The following is a 21,035-nucleotide window of genomic DNA, read 5'->3' as shown; positions in this document are numbered from 1 at the left end:
TACACATAAATAACACATAATCCAAGGGGGAACAAAGATTCCTCTGTTATAATTTGCGATAAACATCACAAATAGTTAAAAAATCAACCGCTTTTAAGCTTGCTCCACCTATTAGAACACCATTGACATGATCAATGCTTAAAAGCTCAAATGCATTAGATGGCTTCACTGATCCACCATAAAGCAATCGTATCTTATTCCCTTCATTCTCAAAACGAGAGCGCATCTTATTGCGAATAAAATTATGTACTTCTGCCACATCTGTTGAAGTGGCTGTATTGCCTGTACCTATAGCCCATACTGGTTCATAAGCGATAATGACGTTTTCTGCTGTTGCGCCATCTGGCAAAGATCCTTCAAGCTGCTGCTTGAGAACATCCAGTACCTTGTTACTTTTACGCTCTTCCAGCGTTTCACCAATACAAACAAGAGCAACAAGACCTGCTCGCCATGCTGCTTGCACTTTAGCACGAACCATTATGTCACTTTCCTGATAAAACGTACGACGTTCTGAATGCCCAATAATGACATGACTTGCTCCTGCTTCTTTAAGCATAAAAGCTGAAATATCTCCAGTATAAGGGCCATGATCATCAAAATGGCAATTTTGCCCCCCTAAAAGAAGATTTTTACCACCTGATGCATCAACAGCGCGCGATAAAAGTGTTGCTGGAACACAAATAAGTGCTTCTAACAAATGATCTAAATCAGAACTAATGCCAGCAGCAATAGTACGCAACTCTCCAAGCGATTCACCAGTTCCATTCATTTTCCAATTTCCAGCAACAAAAGGCCGAATATTTGGAGACATATTTTCACCTCAAAAGCCATTACAATGTGTTATTTATCTTTTAGGTATCAAATTATAAAACGAAAGCAAGTCTTTAAGCTTGCATCTTTCGTGTCTTTATTGCAAATTCCATCACTGCTTTGATAAAAACTTATGCCAAAAGATGGAATTGAACGATGCTTGACATCATAAGAAATGCTACAAATTCTTGGTTTTCTAGAATTTTTCTTGCTATTTTGCTCCTATGCTTCATCATTTTATGGGGGATACCACAGTTACATACAAAGAGTGAAAGAGACCTTATTACTTCTGGAAAATCTACGATAACTGTTGATGATTATCGTCTCACACTCGCCGATCAAAGCGCACGTTTAGCACTCGCGTCTCATCTTGGACGAATGTTTACACCAAACGAAATACAGCAATATAAAATACCTGCCTTTGTTTTCAATAAGTTACAACAAAATATACTGTTTGACGAACAAACACGTAAGATGAAAATTAGTCTTTCAAAAGACGCAATAGCGCGTATTCTTAGTGCTGATAATATGTTTCAAACAAATGGCGTCTTTGATCAGAATTTGTTTCATAACTATCTTCAGCGTTTACGTATCAGTGAAAATAATTTTCTTGATTATTATACCCAACAAGAGAAACGTAACCAGCTCATTGCAGCTTCGCTATCTGGGATGAAAGCACCAGATCTCTTTTATAAAGCACTTGCTCTTTATCAAGGAGAAACTCGTACCGCTGATTATCTCCTTATTGACCTAAAAGACAAAGAAATAATTTCTGATCCCGATCAAGAAACGTTGCAAAAATGGTTTGAAACCCATAAAAATGAATTTCGTACTCCGGAATACCGCACTGTTTCTTTATTATCTATGACATTAGCTGAGATTATTAAACCTGCAGATATTTCAGTAGATGAGATGAAAGCTTATTATACACAGAATGCCTCGCGTTTTATGATTCCTGAAAAACGCACAATTGAAGAATTGCAATTCCCTACACGCGAAGCTGCTGATAATGCGGCGAAAAAAATAACCGATGGATTGAGTTTTGACGCACTGGTTAAAGCTGAGAATAAGACTCTCAATGATATAAAGAAAGGGCCTCTCACAGAAAATGAACTTCCTAGTTATATAGCATCTGAGGTCTTTGAACTCAAACAAGGGCAAGTCAGTACTGTAATCAATACTATACAAGGTCCCGTTATCATTCGCGTAACACATATTGAACCTTCAGTCTCTATTCCTTTTGAAAAAGTGGACGAAAATATTCGTCAAATACTCGCTCAAAATCGTGCTATGGATGCTATACGTAATAATTATACAGCAATCGAAAATGCACGTTTTGAGGGGGCTTCTCTTAAAGAGCTTGCTAACCAATATAAATTACCTCTGCGTACAATTACCATTGATAAAACAGGAAAAACAATTGAGGGCACAATACCCATGGATTTGCCCCAGGAAGATATTTTACTGGATGCTCTCTATAAATCAAACGAAGGAGTCGATCTTGATCCTCTTTCTTTACAAAAAGGTGGTTATCTCTGGTATAAGGTAGATAAAATTATTCCTGCTCGCGATAAAACACTTGAAGAAGCCAAACAAGATGTGCTTGCTCAATGGAAAAATGAAGAAACTCAACGCCTTCTTGATGAAAAAGCCAAAGATGCTCTTCAGCAGCTCTCTGAAGGAAAAAGTCTCGTTTCTCTTGCTCATACATTTGGTGTAGAAAAACAAACAACACACCCCTTACGGCGCCAAGATTCATCAGAAATCTTTGGAGCTGAAGGTATTAAAGCATTGTTTTCTGGTCCCAAAGGTCATTATGGCATAGTGAAAGGTCCGGTCACAACAAACCGTATTGTTTATCAAATAAAGACCGTTACCATGCCTCAAGATACCGCCCCTCATACCCTTTCACCTGATATCCGTACCAACATAGATATGATAATAAGAGAAGATTTAAAATTAGAAATGCTACAAATTGCCAATAAAGAGCACCCTTTAGAAATTAATAGCACTCTTTATCATCAAATTTTCAACACTCTTCAGTAAAAATCTGGCAAATGGTTTTTGGTATTTAGACGACAGAATTGCGAACAGGGCTTTTGCTATAATTAAAAAAGTAATATGAACTTTTTTCGCTAATATCAAGATGAATGATGTCTGTAAAAATAATAAGCTTTTCTGTAAACTCATGAGTTTGCAGAAAAGTAACGGATGCAATTTGGAGAATCGTTTTTTCAGTGCAATAAAGAATGTATCCTGTACAAAAGGGAAATTATTTTTTATTGTAAGATGATGCACCATCAATACATTTAAAGACTGCGGACTAATCACCAGAAAAATGGCTGATGTATTGCATAAATTTGATTTTACGTTTTATGTTCTCGAAATCATTTATCGACAATAGTACTGAAAAAACGCAAAAATACTAAAAGGAATACACAACATTTTTATCTTCATAAATTCAATCTCCAACTGTTCTAAGGCCATCTTAACTAACGCGTTAGTGATGTTTCTTAAATAACAAAAAAAGATTTGGATTTATAATATTGTTGTTATTTTAACGTATTTATTAATTCCCCCATTCCCGATAACATCCTGCTATTCTTATAATATCTTTGGAAAATTACCACCTATTGCTGCCTTTGTTATCAACCAATAACGGTGCATTAATGGTAAAGTTGCGCTTTCTTGAAAAACGGCGGGTCCCAACCGTAGCGCTTTTTGAAGAGACGCTGGTATAATTGCTAACGGAAGAAATGCTTGTTTAAGTATTTTAGGCAAAGCATTAGCATGGTCGTAAAATTTGGTATAATGATCTCGCGACAATGCTACCATAGCTTCAATGATGTGGCACTTTTGTTTATCATTGACACGATTAGACTCCAAATCTTCCCTATCTACCCCCACAGCCTCTAGAATATCAGCAGGTAAATAATACTGATAGCGTGATTGCATAAATGATAAAAGACGTAACACCCCACTTAATCCTTGAGCAATCCCTCCCTGTTCAGAGATGTCTGTAAAATCTTGAGCCGTATCAGGATCCAATATCTGACAAGAAAGTTGTAAAATGATACTCGCTGTTTCGCCACAATAGAATTTGAGATCATAAAGAGTTGCTATCGGATTGTGGTAGAGATCTAACATCTGCGCATCGCAGTAACGTAAAAAAGCTGTCTTGGGTAAATTAAAAAGATGCATTGCCGTAAACAAATCGCTCAAAATCGGATTGTTTTTATTCTTTTGCATTTCACCATTAGCAATAGAATCATACCACCAGCGTAATCGCATCTCACCAATAAGCGGATCGTGTACAGTTTCGCGAATACGCACAACTTCTACATTAAAAGCGTAAAGAGCAGCCAATGCTTTACGCTTTTTTTTAGGCGCAAATAAAACCGATATATAGCGATCACGATCTGTGGCGCGTAAAATATTAAGATAATAAGGAAGGGAATCGATCATTCTATGACACCTTTTAACTTCCTTTTTTAGCAATTAACATTCTATTTTTATTCATATTTTAAAATAATGAATGAGCAAATAGAGAAAATCCTACGAAAGTTTGTCGCTTACACTCGTATTCAAATTGAAATAAAAGAGTAGGTAGGTGATCACTTTGGAACATACGAGTTAATTACATCAGACCTCATTCATATAACATTTTTAGGTGTAATTGATGAAGAATACTTACCTTTCAATGCCAGAATTTCTAATTTCAATAAATATATCATCAACTGCTTCATCTGTAGAGCTAAAATCGACACCATCAATATATTTATCAACTAGTACTGCAACATTGCTAAAATATAAGTTTTCATAAACCATTCTTCATAAATTACAGCGTGTTTTTGCTAATACTAAGTATTTATACTCATCCGTACTTGTCTATTGATACTCAATAGAATTGAATGTACATTGATAAGAATAATAAAAACTTTTTCTCTTTATGAAACTCATTTGTAATCTTTGCTGTAGGACTGGCTGTTATTTGTAGTGCGTGATACAAAACAACAAATCTAACAGATAACTTTTTCGATAAAACCTGTCTTATTAGACTTGAGACATTCATTCATAATAGAATCAGCCTCTATTTTATAATATTTGTCTCAAGCAGATATAAAAAAATCAGCAATAGAATTCAATGATTAACAGCAACGTACAATGAACGTAAGCCACCACTCTTACAACTTACAGTATGAGATTCTTTTATATAAGATGTATATTGATTATAGTAGTTCCGCTTTTGAAGTGATCAAAGGAAGTAATAACACTATAATCATATAATTTCTTCATAACATATTAATACATTTATTTTATTGAATAAAACATTATTCTACCGCGAACAATAACGCAGCAACTGCTCGATTCTCAGCTAACAAAACATTAAATGTACGTACTGCTGCTCCCGTACTCATTGCATCTGATGAAATACGCTGTTCCCATAAAAGTACCCGTAACTTCTCAGGTAATCGCAACAATTCAATTCCAGTTCCTATGAGTAAAATTTCAATCTCAGAGGCCTCTTCTAAAACACGAGACATATTCTCTTGAGTAGGAAGAGGACCTATCATATCGATACCATAAATACCTGATGGTACACAAATAATAGAACCTCTGTGTGACATATCAGCAAAACGGAAACCTCCATTTCCATAAGCATCAATAGGCGCACGCCCCGGAAAATGCGCTTCACGAAGTTGAATTGCATGAAACATCAATAAGCATCCTTTATTTTTGAAGATCCAATCGCGTTTTCTTATCTCCCTTAAAAATCAGGAAAGGGCTTGAACATTTATGTATGAACCATAACCCGTATAGCAATATCTTGATGCAAAATCTTTTATATGCAATACTGCCTTAGCAATACAACAATTATTAAAGATTTCACAGTAAGCCGCAGTTAAATGCTACGTTCGTTTAGACGGATCTATCTCGAAAAAAAATTTACCTCGGCCTATTTACTTCAAAATAAGAGACTGCTGCTATACAAAATAATGACATCATTTAAAGGATAAGGAAATTCACTGCGATACTCCAAAATATATATTTTTTAAATAGTCTGTAAAAATGAACAAAATACTATATCATTTACCAACTATGAAACTATTCCTACAGTGCAATTTTTTCTATACAAAACACCTATTTTTATAAAAATACGTTGTAAAAGAACCTGATAAACTACAGTTATGATTTAAGATTCCTTTTCCTTTAATATAGCTTCTTTCTCTTTAGATGCATTCACATTTGCCTTTTTTGTAGTTTTAGATTTAGATTTTTGTGATGCTTTTGTTTTAGCATTAAGTTTTGATTTTTTTTCCGAAATGGGTTCACCTTTAACGCGAACATCAGCTAATGTTGAGCGAATAACACGAACACGAATATCATCACCAATTTCTACCTCTATTTCACCACTCTCATCGTAAACTTTCGTCACCTTACCGATGATACCACCACCCGTTATCACGGTATCACCACGACGCACAGCATCAAGCATTTCCTGCCGCTTCTTCATTTGCACACGTTGTGGGCGAATCATAAAAAAATATATAATTGCCAAAATCAAAATAAACGGGACATAGCTAACAAATGAGGCCCCATTGGAAACACCACCTGCAACTTGAGCACCAGCGTTAGTTATAAACATTTTTATCTCCTATAGATTAAACTTCAGGTATTTTCCACTCTACTAAAATAAACTTTTGGCTCAAAAAAAAGCCCTGCCAGAGATTTATCATGCAAACAGAGAATCTCTCATACGAAGCAATAACTACACAATGTAGTCACGGCTTTATAAAAAGGAGATAAATCCTTGAGAGACAGAAGGCAATGAGAAAAAACTTTAAAAAAACAGATTTATGTCCTTTTTTATATAGTATAAATATGAGCATTGCTATTCACTGGAAAAATGAATGATACAAACTAATTTTCTTCCCCTTCCAACACACCTCACTGATAACTCTTCTCAAATATATGATCTTTTGCATTAAGATATACTTAAGTTAAGAAAATTGATTTTTTTGCTTGCAAGCCTAGTAAACTATAGATTTTCAAAATCAAATCATTATAAATTAGTTTTCTAAATATTTGATAGGATCGACAGGCAACGAATTCTTACGTACTTCAAAATAAACACGTGGTGTTTTAACGTTTCCTGAAACACCGGATTTAGCAATCTCATCACCACGTCGTATCCTCTGTCCCCTGTTAACAACAAGCTTACTGTTACATCCATAAATAGTAATAATATTGTCTTCATGTCGAATCATAACAACATTACCAAGCTCTTTTAACCCATCACTTGCATAAATAACGACACCATTTTCCGCTGCTTTTACTGATGAGCCCTCAGGCACAGCAATATCTATTCCTCGATTCGTTGCTGTTCCCTTTTTCTGACCAAACTGGCTTAATAAACGCCCTCGTACCGGCCAACGCATCTTAGAAATTCCTGTAGCTTGCGGAGCAACAATATTATCTGTAGTCGTAATGGTATCTGACAAACCAGTTTCATGACTCAATTGCATCATCTGTCTGGAAGAATTCTTCTCAATATTTGATCTATTCATTTTTGTAAAAGGAACAGTTGTTACAGGAGCCTTATATATATGCGGACCTTTCTTATGTCTTATGGAAGACGTTACTTGAGACTGGAAAGAAGGATCCGTTGTTGATGATTGCCAATTACCATTGTGAGCATTTGAAGCTGCCATTGTCCGTTTACTTGGAATCACCAGTACCTGACCAATATAAACAGAATTACTGCCTATACTGTTTGCTAATCTTAATGCCTCAACACTGACCCCCATTTGCCGTGCAATGCTTAACAGTGTATCCCCACTTTGAACAATATAAGAGTTTTTCCGAAAGATAGAAGAAGCATCCGCTTGTGAACGAGAAAGCGTTCCAAGATTGCGTGGCGGCGTCCCCATAATTCGACTATCTGGGGAAGGTGTCCCATCCTGTTGTGAAGAATTCGTATACAAAGTATTGCCATCGGTCCATGAATCATCCTTCGAATCCACAGGTGGCAATTCAGCACTTTGTATCATACCACCATACGATAGCATTCGCGGATCTGCGGGCATAGTTGGAGACATATTTGAACGCGTAGATACCCCACGATGAGAAAAAATATTAGCGAAACGTTGCGTACCGGAACTACACCCCGAAAAAACCATTATCATCGCTAAAAAAACCATTCCTTGAAAATTACGCCGGAAAATATTACCCAAAACTTTTAAACACATAGTTTTGCCCACTCGTCAATACTCAACTCATTCTATTAAAACTCTCTAATCTTACCTAAGAGTTAAAATTGGGCATTTTATTCATAAATATCTTTATAATAAGATCAAAATGAATTTATCATAAAAATAAAAAGACAAAATAATTTGCGCAGGATTTTAAATCTAAAAATTAAAGTATTTCCGCAATGCCTTTAATAAAAGGCTGGTAACGTACCTGAAACATTTCTAAACGCTCAAATCGACTGCCAATTTTCATATAGCGCGTCACTGTTTGTACCCCTTCATCAGGCCCTATAGCTTGAATGAGAATCCCATTTTCAGCTAGAATTTCTAAAAATTCCTTTGGCTCATCAGAACGTGATGGCCAAATAAGAATACGGTCAAATGATCCAAAACCTGTAACAGTACAACTTCCATCAATTTGCCGTATAATAATATTTTCAAGTCCCAAGCTTTGAAATTTTTGGTGTGCCAAATCAACAAGCGTTTTATAACGATCAACTGTTGTCACACGGTCACTCAAACACGCCATAAGAGCAGTACAAAAGCCAGATCCTGTGCCAATTTCTAAAATGCGATGCTTTTTTTTCAACGATAATGCAGAAAGAATCAAAAGCTGCTCTTCCAAACGTTCCATATATTCACCACACTCAATGGGAATAATTTTATTATCATAAGCACTGTTGATCCAAGGAATAGCAACGAATTGTTGACGCGGAATTTTCTCAAATGCCGAAAAAAAGCGGACATCATCAATTCCTTTACTGCGCATTTTTAGCACAAGACTGGCTAATTCCTCACGAAATCGTAAAATATCCCTTTGCCCCATAGCGTTATTTATTCTCCAATGAAGTAGCACTTTTTTTATAAGTACAACTCATTTTTTTAAATGGCAAAACCTTGCATTTGCAGATCATCATCTTTCTAGTAATAAAACTATATCAGTTATCCTTTTACAAAATTAGGCGGTAATCAAACGCATGCCCTTCATATAGGGTTGTAAAACATCTGGCACAATAATTGATCCATCAGCTTGCTGATAATTCTCAAGAATAGCGATAAGACACCGTCCAATAGCTGTACCAGAACCGTTAAGACTATGAACGAAATGTAATGCTTTATCACCTTCTTTACGATACCGCGCATTCATACGTCGCCCCTGAAAATCTCCACAAACTGAACAGCTGGAAATTTCACGATAACATCCTTGACCCGGAAGCCAAACTTCAATGTCATAAGTTTTACGTGCTGCAAATCCCATATCACCCGTAGAAAGAACTACGGTACGGAAAGGCAAACCAAGACGTTTCAATACATCTTCTGCACACTCTGTCATACGTTCCAGCTCTATTAAAGATTGCTCTTCAGTGGTAATCGATACCATTTCTACCTTCCAAAACTGGTGCTGACGCAACATGCCACGCGTATCACGACCTGCAGCTCCCGCCTCCGAGCGAAAACAGGGAGTTAAAGAAGAAAATCGCAATGGTAAATCTGATATCTCAAGAATTTCATTGTTTACCAAATTTGTTAACGGTACTTCAGCTGTAGAAATAAGCCACCGTCCATCCGTTGTTTGAAAAAGACCATCAGCAAACTTCGGCAATTGAGCTGCTCCGTAAACAATCTCCTCACGAACAAGAAAAGGCACCGATACCTCTGTGTAACCGTGCTCCTCAACATGTACATTAAGCATAAATTGACCTAATGCTCGTTCAAGCCGCGCCAATGCCCCTGAAAGTACTGTAAAGCGTGTCCCTGATAAACGACTTGCGCGCTCAAAATCCATCTGTTTGAGATTTTGACCAAGATCAAAATGCTCCTTTGCTATAAAATCAAATGTTGGGGGAGTACCAAAATGTCGAATGACAACATTATCATTTTCATCTTTACCTTTTGGAATATCATCCAATGGAATATTCGGGAGTTCTGAAAGAGCTTTCTCAAAACTTTCAGTTAACCGCTTTTCTTCCACTGTAGCAGAAGAAAGAAAAACTTTGATCTCTTCAACTTCAGCTCTAAGACGTTCTACCATTTTCTGATCACGCGTAGCTAAAGCTTGTCCTATTTCCTTTGAAGCTGCATTGCGACGTTCCTGTGCTGATTGTACTTTAGCAACATACGAGCGACGCTCAAAATCAAGTTTTATCAATCTTTCTGCTTGCGGCCCAATACCTCTATTTTCCAGTGCTTTATCTAATTTTTCAGGGTTTTCACGAATCCACTTAATATCTAGCATAAAAATTCCTCATTTGCATCGTTTCTATTTGTTTCCTATACACAAGATACACACCCCTCTTAAGAGGATTTTTTTCTTTTTTCTATACAGTAAGCAATTAAAATTGAGATCTCATAAAGAGCTACCGTTGGTAAAGCTACTGCAAACATAGTAAAAAAATCCGAGGGAGTTACTATCGCTGCAATTATAAAAGAGATGAGGATAGCCCATTTTCGTTTAGATACCAGGCTATGAGAAGTTACAAATCCAACTTTGGTTAAAAGGCTAGTCACAAGAGGTAATTGAAAAATCAAACCAAAAATTAGAATGAATGATGTCATGAAGCTTAAATAATCGGCAATACGGACTATAAACTCTATTCTTAAATGGACATCTGGAAGAAATTGCTGAGAAAGACTAAACCAAAGCATTATTGGTGCCAATAGAACATAAACGAGTGCCCCTCCAATGCAAAATAAAATTGGTCCACCAATGAGAAATGGTAAAAAAGCCATACGTTCATTTTTATAAAGTCCTGGTGCGATAAAGCTATAAAATTGAAAAGCTGTATAAGGAAAGGATAAAATAATCGCTCCAAAAGCAGCAAGTTTTATTTTCGTTAAAAACGTTTCCCACACTTGCGTTGATTGCAGACGAATACTCTCAGGATTACCACCTGATATTTTCATTGCCCATTGATAAGGCCATATCAAAAAATTTAAGATATAATCTTTGACAAGAAAACACAGAATAAAAGCTACTAGAAATGCGAGCAGAGCAGCAATAATTCGCTGACGGAGTTCAATAAAGTGTTCTAAAAGTGGTGCCATATTGGCATCAACTTCGTCTTTCTTAACATTCATGACACATCTTCTTTCTCTTTAGAAATTAGAGAAATACTTTTAGAATCCTTAGACTCTACGGACACGGTCAAATCTTCATTGACTTGATTCTGGTTACATCGCAAAATTTCTTTCTCTTTTTCTGATTTATGATGTGATATCTCTATATCAAAATTATCGTGGATACCCTCCATCTCATCATGAATAGATTTATATGTCTCTGTTAACTCCTTGTTTAAATTAAAATCATTGTTATCCGATAATGTCTTTTGTAAATCATCAAGCTCGGCTTGTTTCATTGCATCATCAAACTGGCGATGAAATTCATTCGCTGTTGAATGTACATAAGCTACTGCTTTTGCCATTGTCTTTAGCATTTTAGGTAGATCTTTTGGTCCAACGACGATAATGAGAACGAGTAAGATCACAAGCAACTCTGATCCATCAATCCCAAACATCGTTTATACTCGACTTTCTCATTAAAAAAATAATGTATACTATTATAATTGTGTCTTTATCATTTTATATGCTGTCTTTTAGCATCAGATGCCTTCCTCCCTTTAGAAGAAAAAGGAGTTTTCCCGCGTGCTACTGAACGCTTTACCGATAACAGTTCAGATTTTTGAGGTTCAATATCGATTGCTTTGGAAGTATCGGTCATTTTTAGATTATTCTCGATATCTTCCTCTTCTTCTTTCATATTCTTTTTGAAAGCTTTAATCCCTTTAGCAACATCGCCCATTAATTCAGAAACCTTACCACGCCCAAAAAGTACAAGGATAATCAACAAAATTACAATTAAATGTGTTGGTGAAAAAATATTACCCATCACTCTCTCTCATTGCTTTTCAATTTTATTTCATTTGTTCATGTTTACTCTGAGAAATGTGTCAAATACAATCATATTTTACTCGTATATTTTCTTCTCAAGTTCAAAGTCATCATGTGCTTTTTATTGTAAACTAACTTTTTAAGCTTTCTTCTCTTTTGCTTAGCATATTATAATAAATGGCAGATACATTAAAAATAATAAAGCTCTTTAAAATAAAATTAAAAAGGCGTGAAAACTCCTTTCTTAAAGCAGGCTTATCTATTTATCGAGTGGTAAAATGCTCCTGTAAACACTATACGCACGTTCCAATCCTTACTTTTAAAATGGTGTTATCCGGACAGTCGCGCACATCTCTTGTAAATGACCGTTCCGTGCAGGATAATATCATGGGTCTGTCGGAAAAATTTTACGTGTTAAATTTGAAAAATTTTCTAAAAACGTAACCTTGACAGAGCTTTCATTGATACATTATCTGATATTAAAAGCCCGTCAAGGCCTACCCTCTCACGGATAATGTTCTCGATAGCTCCTTAGACAATCTTGCAAGAATTTTATCATCAATCGCTTCATAAACAATATGCGTCGTTATTGCAGCACTGGTACATAAACTAAATTTTTTAAAAGTCATAAAATCGTATTTTTCCAAAATATAAAGTGGGACATCAATATGTGCTAACGCAAATGCGTATTAGAAAGCACTCATTCGTCTATGTCCATAAATATGTTTCATTACTGGCTCCACCACCTATAAGCCCTTGAGCCAACGCACTTTCTAAAAAAGCTGTACCTGTTTCTTTCTCCCGAGCATAAACACGCATTCTGCGTCATATCATGTACTCCAAGGAATATCTAAAATAGGAAAACAATTAGCGTTAATGCCAAATCTTATTAAACTAAAAATATGAAATCGAGACATAATCCATGCAGCACACCACGATCATATCTTTACTGCTCTTTCTCATCGAATCATGGAAAATTTGTAAAGAAGGGAGTTTATCAATCTTATAATATTTTTATCAAACATTTAATTTTACTAGGCATTTAAAATTTATCAATTTTCAAATCGTTGATAAGTTTATTCATCAATGTGAAAATTATTTTAAGAATCTTTCACAAAGATAAATGACAAAGACTTCAATTGAAATTTTTTCTCTCTTCTCTTGTTCACATCATGGTAAAAGACTCGAAATCTTTTTATTTACTCTCATTCATACAAATTGTATGAACATCAAAATATAGAAAATAATTGTAAAACTATTATATTAGCGTTTTTTTACTAGCTCTATATGCTCTTTTGACGATTTTATCTCTACATAGAGTATTTATTGATATAAAATTATTATCTAATGTTAAGAGAAAAATTTAGTAAGCAGTCGTATAGAGGATAGAATTTATCTATGAATTATCGGCATATTTATCATGCTGGCAATTTTGCCGATGTTTTTAAACACATTATTGTCACCCGCATTATAGAATATCTCAAACATAAAGAAAAAGCTTTTCGTGTTATAGATACGCATGCTGGAATCGGCATTTATGATCTCTCTTCTTTAGAAGCACGCAAAACGGGAGAGTGGCGCGAAGGTGCCCAACGGCTTTTTTCAGCTCCTATCCCAGAAGATTTAAAAGCGCTCCTTGGTCCATGGTATGATATTGTTGATAAACTCAATAAAGGGGAAAAAGAAATTCTCTTCTATCCTGGCTCTCCGGTTGTTATTCGCCAATTATTGCGTAAACAAGATCGACTAACCGCAATTGAACTGCATGATGAAGATTACCACATTTTAGCAAAAAGTTTTTCCGGTGATTATCAAACAAAAGTTTTGCATTTAGATGGTTGGCTTTCTTTAAATGCGCATTTGCCACCAAAAGAAAAACGTGGATTTATCCTTGTTGATCCTCCTTTTGAAAAACCTGGTGAATTTGCCCGCCTTATTGAGGGATTGGTGAAAGCGCATCGTCGTTTTCCTGGAGGAGTCTACGCTTTATGGTATCCTGTTAAATATGATAAAGAAATTGAAAATTTTCTTTATGCACTTTATCAAACAGGAATTCCAAAAATTCTACAACTTGAAATGCGTATTCGAAAAAGCTCACTACCACCTACAATGAATGGAAGTGGTATGATTCTTATCAATCCTCCCTACCTTATTGAAGAAGAAGTAAAAAAATTGAGTCCCTTTCTTCTCGCTCGTCTTGGACAAGATAAAAATGCACGAATAACGCATGAATGGATCCAGAAGGAACATTCATTATGTTAATTTTTTTCACCTTAAATCAAAATCTTTTTTATAAAAATCAAAGATATGAAACCGTTGAGAAATACCGCAATCCTAGAATATCAGTTTCCTTGACATTTTGAACTATGCCCCTAATGTAGATCATAGTCAGCAGTACAAATTTGCCTTTTTAAAACAAAACTTATTTTAATGTAGCCTTTCATCATCATAGATTTGTTGTTCTTATCCACAATAGACAGCGTTGGCAAATTCGTAAAATTTTTTAAAAATAGCCCTCATATTTTTTATGCAAAGTAAAATAACTCCAAAATTGCATGATCTCATGTCATAATGCATTATTTTATAGGATAAATGACCATCATTATATACATGATAGATAAGAGCGTTTCATATGAAAAACAAAAAACACTTCCGGATGAACTAAATGGTCCTGAAAAACAATATAACTTGTTCTAAAAATGAAAGAGAAAAGCTTCCTTTTCTCTCTCACATTACATGGGATAATGCTAATTATGGAAATGATAAAAATCAATTTAAAGGTGCCAAACTCATACAAGAATTTGCCAAACACCTTCCCCATAAGCCAGGCGTTTATCGAATGATTGATGAAAAAGGTGATGTTCTCTATGTTGGTAAAGCACGTAATCTTAAAAAACGCGTTTCAAACTACACACGTAAACAAGGACACAATAACCGTATTGCCCGCATGATTCACGCGACATATCATATGGAATTTATTGTGACTCATACAGAAACAGAAGCGCTCCTTCTAGAAGCTAATCTCATCAAAAGATTACATCCACGTTTTAATGTGTTACTGCGTGATGATAAAAGTTTTCCTTATATCATTGTCACTGATGATCATCGCGCACCTGCACTTTACAAACATCGTGGTGCTCGAACAAGAAAAGCTCATTATTTTGGTCCTTTTGCCTCTCCAGGTGCTGTGACACAAACAATTAACGTTTTACAACGCGCCTTTCTATTACGAACCTGTACCGATTCAGTTTTTGAAAACCGGACGCGCCCCTGTTTACTCTACCAAATTAAGCGATGTTCTGCACCCTGTACAGATGAAATTAGTAATAGTGATTATAGAAAACTGGTGAAAGAAGCAAAAGCTTTTCTTTCAGGAAAAAGCCAATCTGTTAAGAAGGATATGGTTCAAGCTATGCATCACGCTGCAGAAAACCTTGATTTTGAACAAGCAGCAGCCTATCGTGACCGCTTATCTGCTCTCTCTCACATACAAAGTCATCAAGGTATTAACCCACAAACGATACAAGAAGCAGACGTATTTGCAATTGCGCAACAAGAGGGAGCGACCTGCATTCAAGTGTTCTTTTTCCGCATGGGACAAAATTGGGGAAACAGAGCCTATTTCCCTAAAGCAGATCCATCTTTTTCTCGTACTGAAATTTTAGCGAGTTTTCTTGCCCAATTCTACGATGATAAACCTCTTCCAAAACTTATCCTTTTATCTGAAACAATCGAAGAAAAAGCACTTCTTACAGAAGCATTCAGTTTAAAAGCAAACCGAAAAATACTTCTCTCTTTACCCAAACAAGGTGAACGTAAAACTCTTGTTCATCATGCTTATATCAATGCGTATGAAGCACTTGGACGCAAGCTTGCTGAAACAACTACACATACAAAATTATTTCAGAGTCTTGCTGAAATATTCCAACTACCTCATACGCCATGTCGTATAGAAGTCTATGATAATTCTCATATTATGGGGACAAACGCAGTAGGTGTGATGATTGTCGCTGGCCAAAAGGGGTTTATTAAAAATCAATATCGCAAATTTAACATTCGCTCGACCGATATCACACCCGGTGACGATTTTGGAATGATGAAAGAAGTTATGAGACGAAGATTTTTACGTCTTATCAAAGAACATAACTTACCTAATAAATGCAATGATATAAAAAGGCAAACTAGTGATTCTTTTCCTATGTGGCCTGATCTTATATTAATCGATGGTGGTGAAGGACAAATAAATAGCGTGCATACAATACTTTCTGAATTAAAATTAGACGATCTCATCACGGTTGTTGGTATAGCTAAAGGTGCTGATCGTAACGCGGGGCGTGAACGATTTTTTATAAAAGGTAAAAGACCCTTCACGCTTTCCCAACATGATCCTATCCTTTATTTTCTACAACGCCTACGCGATGAAGCGCATCGTTTTGCAATTGGAACGCACAGAGCAAAACGGAAAAAAACAACATTCAAAAATCCTCTTGATGAAATTGCTAATATCGGTCCAACAAGAAAGCGTGCGTTGCTTCACCATTTTGGAAGTGCCAAAGCTGTTGCCGGTGCTTCACTTGAAGATTTAATAAAAGTTACAGGAATTTCCATTACCATTGCACAAAAGATTCATAGTTATTTTAATGAAAAATAAGCTTGTTTCGTGATCTTTGCCTTGTTACGTTTATAAAATAAATCATCTTTTACAAAGAATTGCAAATAGCTCTATGAAAAATCATACTTTTTCTTTTCCAAATATTTTGACTTATGCGCGGATCATCGCAGTGCCAATGGTTGTTGCCTGCTTTTTTTTAGAAGGACGACTACAATCAAGCGATATCGCACGTTGGGCTGCTGTTTCCATTTTTATTGTTGCATCTATTACTGATTTTTTTGATGGCTACCTTGCCCGTATTTGGGAACAAACATCCAATATTGGTCGCATGTTAGATCCAATCGCAGATAAGCTTCTCGTATCTGCCTGTTTGCTATTGCTTGCAGCAGACAGTACTATCGCTGGGTGGACACTATGGGCAGCTATTATCATTCTCTGTCGGGAAATTCTTGTATCAGGACTACGTGAGTATTTGGCTGAATTGAAAGTCAGTGTTCCCGTTTCTCGTCTTGCAAAATGGAAAACATTTGTACAAATGATAGCCATTGTCTTTCTTTTAGCAGGACCAGCCGGTAATAAAATTTTCCTTTATACGGTGGAATTCGGCATTACCATGCTGTGGATTTCTGCTCTTCTCACATTGTGGACAGGATGGGATTATTTTCGTGCTGGCTTAAAACACGTTATCACATGAAAAATTATACGCTTTACGTACTCTTTTTAAAAAATTTAAACCTTATCTTATAAAGTAAATCCCAAAACAGCATGTTTCGGGATTCTTTGCTTTTCATATATGCTCTTATTAACCAACAATTTCCACTTTTGAAAACCAAAAAGCAATTTCTATTTTTGCAGTTTCAGGGCTATCTGAACCATGAACAGAATTTTCACCAATCGACAAAGCATGAACTTTACGAATCGTTCCTTCTTGCGCCTCCATAGGATTCGTCGCACCCATCACTTCACGGTTTTTAGCTATTGCATTCTCACCTTCTAAAACTTGTACAACTGTTGGACCAGAAGACATAAACTCAACCAATTCACTAAAAAATGGGCGCTCCCTATGAACAGCATAAAACCTTTCAGCTTCACGCTGGCTCATCCACACCCGTTTAGATGCAATAACACACAGCCCTGCATCCTCAAGCATCTTTGTAATTGCTCCTGTTAAATTACGACGCGTTGCATCTGGCTTAATCATTGAAAAAGTACGTTCTACAGTCATTTCACCACCTTTATTGCGTTTATAACATTATTTGGCCGTTCTATAGCGATCGAGAAGCTTTTTGCCAAGAGACTGTGGAAAAATGCGCAATTAATTATCAAGAAAACTTTAATAAAGAAGAAATTTTGTAGTTATTTATCCTATCATAAAAAAGGTATAGTTTTTTTAAAAAAGGTTGGATCGCATTTTATAATCAATAAATACTCCTCATCAAAGGTACTATTCAAGAGATAGAAAGTTACAAGAAAAAGTCCAATATACAGCTTTTACAAAAGCCCTCTCCTCTGAAAAAAATGCTCTAAACATCGTGCTTTTAGCCTACACATGCTGCAGTAGGTCAAAGAGTAAATACATAGTTAGAAACTATAGCGTAACCCTAAAATACCCTGAAGTGACTGCTTAATCTTATGGCCTTTTAGATAACGTGCTTCCACATAAAGTGTTAGTTTATCATTGACAAAACTGTTCACACCAATTCCCAGTTTACCAGCATTTCCTGATAAATCCGTAATAAATTTATGTCGGTTGTTAATTATCGTATGATTATTATTTATATTCTCACGTAACCAAGCTGCCGTAATGTAAGTCATTAATGAAGTTTCTCCGTTCACAACAAACTCATGCCCTGCGGTTAAACCAACTTCACTACGCAATGAAGTCAACGGACTTATATTAGCTATCATTTTATTAGAAAGCGTGATCTTTTTACCTTCAACCTGCAAACCTGTTAGTTTAACGTAAGGTTGCATCCAAGTGTTTTGTGCTGGCTCAAAACGACAACCTATTTCAAATGCCCCACCTATCGCCCACTGATTATAATCGCTTTTAACAACTATACCATTTGTTGAAATAGCTTTCAGATCATCTCGGAAATAATTGTATTTCAAAATACCATCCAAATACCATCCACGATGATCAAAATAAGTCGCGTATGCTCCAATGCTGTAAGTATTTAGATTGCTATCACCACCTCTTGTATGTGCAACACGTCCCAGATCATAACTGCCAAAACCACCAACATACAAATCTCCATGTACCAGTTCATTCAACTGATCAGCACCAAATACTATACCTGTCTGCTCAAGCTTAAAATGTGTATGGCCTGTAGTAACACGTTCTCTACTCTTAATTGCATAAGCCCATAGATCTGTATCTTTCCTGTTTTTGTTTAGAGCTCCTCTCCCAGCACGCATAATTTCTAGTTCATTATTAAAAATAAGTCCAGGAGCTACCACTGTAGAGAGTGCTGCATCAACTGAAGGAGTTGTTGATGACCAAACAGGGGAAAACGGGTCTGTCGGATCAGAAAATGAAGGATCTGGTCCACTGATGCGGTTCGCAGACAAAAACCAAGTTTTCCCATTTTCGTCCTTTTTCTGTTTCAAATCATACATATAGGTCCCACCATCGATAGCATGAATTTTTTCACCAGAGAAATCTGTCAAAGAAAAATGCGCTTCACCACTTCGATCCATAATTAAATCACGCTTATTTGAAAAAGGATCAGTGATTTCAACTCCAGAATCAGCAACGCTTATTGTGTGACTCCCTTTACCATTCTCAATGACAAGATAATCACCACGGTTCTGTGCAATAGTGGTGTTGAAAGCGAAATGTAAACTTCCAGAAAGATTATTAACATGAAGCTGAGAGTAATATGGATCAGAGCCAGTAAACGCAAAAATAACACTCCCTTCACCACTTAATTTCTGAATGAAAGAACTTTTACCATCAAACTCATCGGTAATAGAATATAATTTTGTATCTCTTCCATTTAAAATGATGTCTTCCGCTGTAGTACGATGCTGATCATTTCCAGCATAAAGATGAAGCTGCCCAGAATGATTTACTAGGATTTCACCTTCTAATGTTGCCCCAGCATGTATAAACGATTTTGCCGCATCATTCATTGTTAGATTTTTTACAAATCCGTCAGCATATATTTCTTGAATAGCAGTTTCATTTAACGTGACTCCAATAGCCTTACCTCCTCTTAAGATACGCTGTTTACCGCCACCAAAGATTTGTGTATCAAACGCGGAACCACCATTTTTTGCGCTTTGAGATTTTTTTGCAATCTCTTGTACGCCGTCTCTCATCACTTTCGTATTCCAAACCTCTCCGCCATCATATATCTTTTGTTGCCCCAGCATTGCTCCTTGACCATGAATGAGAGTATTATAAGCACTACTCCCTTTAATTTGTCCTCCAACATCACCCTCCCCGAAAACAAGTTGTTCCCCACCATAGATTTCTGTTCCCTCGACTTTTCCTCCATCGCCAACACTTTGCTGCCCTCCTTCTTTAACGACAGCATTTGTTGAAAAGCCTTGTTTTCCTTTTGAAGCATAAACACTTTCAATGCCACCATGTTCAATTTTGCTATTTTTACTGCGGCCCCCTGCATGAACATAAATCTCTGCACCATCCCTCACCGTGTTATTGATAGATCGTCCTGGATCATCTCGCTCACCATCATTAGAAATATAAGCTTTTCCATTATTATCGAGTATAAAATTTTCCAGTATCGCTCCATCTTTAATAAATATAAGTTCAGGCTTTTTAAGTATCCCAATATTTCTTTCTTGCATATTCTGTCCAGCACTGCCAGCAATATTGCCATTAAACTGTTTTAATTTGCCCACCAATATTTTAGTGTTTTCCTTTGCAGTAACACCATTAAGTTTTTCAAAAACGCCAGATCTGCCGTGCATTCCTACAACAAGATCACTTGTAGATTCCCTAGCTTTTATACACTCTTCTCTTTTCACGACCTCATTGTAATGGCCATGAAATGCTCTCTCATTATTACTTGAAAACTCACAAAAAAGTTGTTTCGCTCCCTCACTTGCAGAAGCTGTTTGCACAAAACAGCTGCACACCATAAGCGCCCAACAACTTTGTTTCCAGTTATATTGCATAGCTATACTCTCCCCCCCTTGTGTCTGATTAGACATCAAGTGTAATTAGCTCTGTACAATATATTTTCAACCTAAGATTATAACAATTTTTCCCAATATCGCTCCCCCTCTTGCGAAAACTACTCTTTGTACCCTTTGGAGTACTTTTTAATTGAGAGCACACGATAATTCTTTATTATTTCGGTACTCTTTCAGAAAGGCCTTATCAAATAAAAAAGTAAATTACAAAAAATACCCTATACAATCAAAGCACATGATCTCTTCTAAACCGTATATAAACAATCCCTCAAAAGTTGTTCCCGGACCATGCAAATATTTAATTCAAA

General features: G+C 36.1%; 17 protein-coding genes. 4 read left to right on the top strand and 13 right to left on the bottom strand.

Annotation, left to right across the window (positions count from 1 at the left end):
• Window positions 1-46: 46 nt before the first annotated feature.
• A complete protein-coding gene (gene tpiA / locus J7R07_RS02020) occupies window positions 47-811 on the bottom strand; it encodes a triose-phosphate isomerase (RefSeq protein WP_208435254.1) in 765 nt (254 codons plus the stop codon).
• A 155-nt stretch (window positions 812-966) separates the two neighbouring features.
• Between tpiA and J7R07_RS02015 the strand changes: the two genes are divergently transcribed.
• Window positions 967-2,856 (top strand): peptidyl-prolyl cis-trans isomerase, encoded by a 1,890-nt coding sequence (locus J7R07_RS02015; RefSeq protein WP_208435253.1) that lies wholly within the window; start codon window positions 967-969, stop codon window positions 2,854-2,856.
• A gap of 558 nt (window positions 2,857-3,414) precedes the next feature.
• Here the strand turns inward: J7R07_RS02015 and J7R07_RS02010 are convergent.
• From J7R07_RS02010 to tatA, 10 genes are all read right to left on the bottom strand, one after another.
• Entirely contained in the window at window positions 3,415-4,275 is an 861-nt protein-coding gene (locus J7R07_RS02010) for a phytoene/squalene synthase family protein (protein WP_208435252.1), read from the bottom strand.
• A gap of 225 nt (window positions 4,276-4,500) precedes the next feature.
• Window positions 4,501-4,638 (bottom strand): hypothetical protein, encoded by a 138-nt coding sequence (locus tag J7R07_RS02005; RefSeq protein ID WP_208435251.1) that lies wholly within the window; start codon window positions 4,636-4,638, stop codon window positions 4,501-4,503.
• A 503-nt stretch (window positions 4,639-5,141) separates the two neighbouring features.
• The gene (locus tag J7R07_RS02000; RefSeq protein WP_208435250.1) at window positions 5,142-5,528 is read right to left on the bottom strand and encodes an Mth938-like domain-containing protein; all 387 of its coding nucleotides are present in this window, start codon (window positions 5,526-5,528) and stop codon (window positions 5,142-5,144) included.
• A 476-nt stretch (window positions 5,529-6,004) separates the two neighbouring features.
• The gene (gene yajC, locus J7R07_RS01995; protein ID WP_208435249.1) at window positions 6,005-6,457 is read right to left on the bottom strand and encodes a preprotein translocase subunit YajC; all 453 of its coding nucleotides are present in this window, start codon (window positions 6,455-6,457) and stop codon (window positions 6,005-6,007) included.
• A gap of 424 nt (window positions 6,458-6,881) precedes the next feature.
• Complete coding sequence (locus tag J7R07_RS01990; protein ID WP_208435248.1) at window positions 6,882-8,060, bottom strand: M23 family metallopeptidase; 1,179 nt, start codon at window positions 8,058-8,060, stop codon at window positions 6,882-6,884.
• Window positions 8,061-8,229: 169 nt separating this feature from the next.
• Complete coding sequence (locus J7R07_RS01985) at window positions 8,230-8,889, bottom strand: protein-L-isoaspartate(D-aspartate) O-methyltransferase (protein WP_208435247.1); 660 nt, start codon at window positions 8,887-8,889, stop codon at window positions 8,230-8,232.
• A 132-nt stretch (window positions 8,890-9,021) separates the two neighbouring features.
• Window positions 9,022-10,299: a serine--tRNA ligase gene (gene serS / locus J7R07_RS01980; protein WP_208435246.1), complete on the bottom strand. Its 1,278-nt coding sequence runs from the start codon at window positions 10,297-10,299 to the stop codon at window positions 9,022-9,024.
• A gap of 59 nt (window positions 10,300-10,358) precedes the next feature.
• The gene (gene tatC, locus J7R07_RS01975; protein WP_208435245.1) at window positions 10,359-11,141 is read right to left on the bottom strand and encodes a twin-arginine translocase subunit TatC; all 783 of its coding nucleotides are present in this window, start codon (window positions 11,139-11,141) and stop codon (window positions 10,359-10,361) included.
• A complete protein-coding gene (gene tatB / locus J7R07_RS01970; RefSeq protein WP_208435244.1) occupies window positions 11,138-11,578 on the bottom strand; it encodes a Sec-independent protein translocase protein TatB in 441 nt (146 codons plus the stop codon). The genes tatC and tatB overlap by 4 nt, the downstream gene beginning before the upstream one ends.
• Window positions 11,579-11,637: 59 nt before the next feature.
• A complete protein-coding gene (tatA, locus tag J7R07_RS01965) occupies window positions 11,638-11,949 on the bottom strand; it encodes a twin-arginine translocase TatA/TatE family subunit (protein ID WP_208435243.1) in 312 nt (103 codons plus the stop codon).
• Window positions 11,950-13,349: 1,400 nt separating this feature from the next.
• On the opposite strand from tatA, the gene J7R07_RS01960 reads away from it, so the two are divergent.
• The 3 genes from J7R07_RS01960 (at window position 13,350) to pgsA (ending at window position 17,257) form a co-directional block, all read left to right on the top strand.
• The gene (locus J7R07_RS01960) at window positions 13,350-14,213 is read left to right on the top strand and encodes a 23S rRNA (adenine(2030)-N(6))-methyltransferase RlmJ (protein ID WP_208435242.1); all 864 of its coding nucleotides are present in this window, start codon (window positions 13,350-13,352) and stop codon (window positions 14,211-14,213) included.
• Between the two features lie 403 nt (window positions 14,214-14,616).
• Entirely contained in the window at window positions 14,617-16,602 is a 1,986-nt protein-coding gene (gene uvrC, locus J7R07_RS01955) for an excinuclease ABC subunit UvrC (RefSeq protein ID WP_208435241.1), read from the top strand.
• Between the two features lie 73 nt (window positions 16,603-16,675).
• Window positions 16,676-17,257 (top strand): CDP-diacylglycerol--glycerol-3-phosphate 3-phosphatidyltransferase, encoded by a 582-nt coding sequence (gene pgsA, locus J7R07_RS01950; protein ID WP_208435240.1) that lies wholly within the window; start codon window positions 16,676-16,678, stop codon window positions 17,255-17,257.
• Window positions 17,258-17,365: 108 nt separating this feature from the next.
• On the opposite strand, the gene ndk is transcribed toward pgsA, so the two are convergent.
• Together ndk and bafA are read right to left on the bottom strand one after the other, a co-directional pair.
• Window positions 17,366-17,788, bottom strand: coding sequence for a nucleoside-diphosphate kinase (gene ndk, locus J7R07_RS01945; RefSeq protein WP_208435239.1), 423 nt, complete (start codon window positions 17,786-17,788; stop codon window positions 17,366-17,368).
• Between the two features lie 356 nt (window positions 17,789-18,144).
• Entirely contained in the window at window positions 18,145-20,745 is a 2,601-nt protein-coding gene (gene bafA / locus J7R07_RS01940; RefSeq protein ID WP_425489176.1) for a BafA family autotransporter, read from the bottom strand.
• Window positions 20,746-21,035: the final 290 nt, after the last annotated feature.

The sequence above is a fragment of the Bartonella phoceensis genome (assembly GCF_902825145.1).
GTDB classification, from domain to species: domain Bacteria; phylum Pseudomonadota; class Alphaproteobacteria; order Rhizobiales; family Rhizobiaceae; genus Bartonella; species Bartonella phoceensis.
The sequence above is the reverse complement of the archived record's forward strand: the minus strand, read 5'-3'. Positions and strand labels throughout refer to the sequence as shown.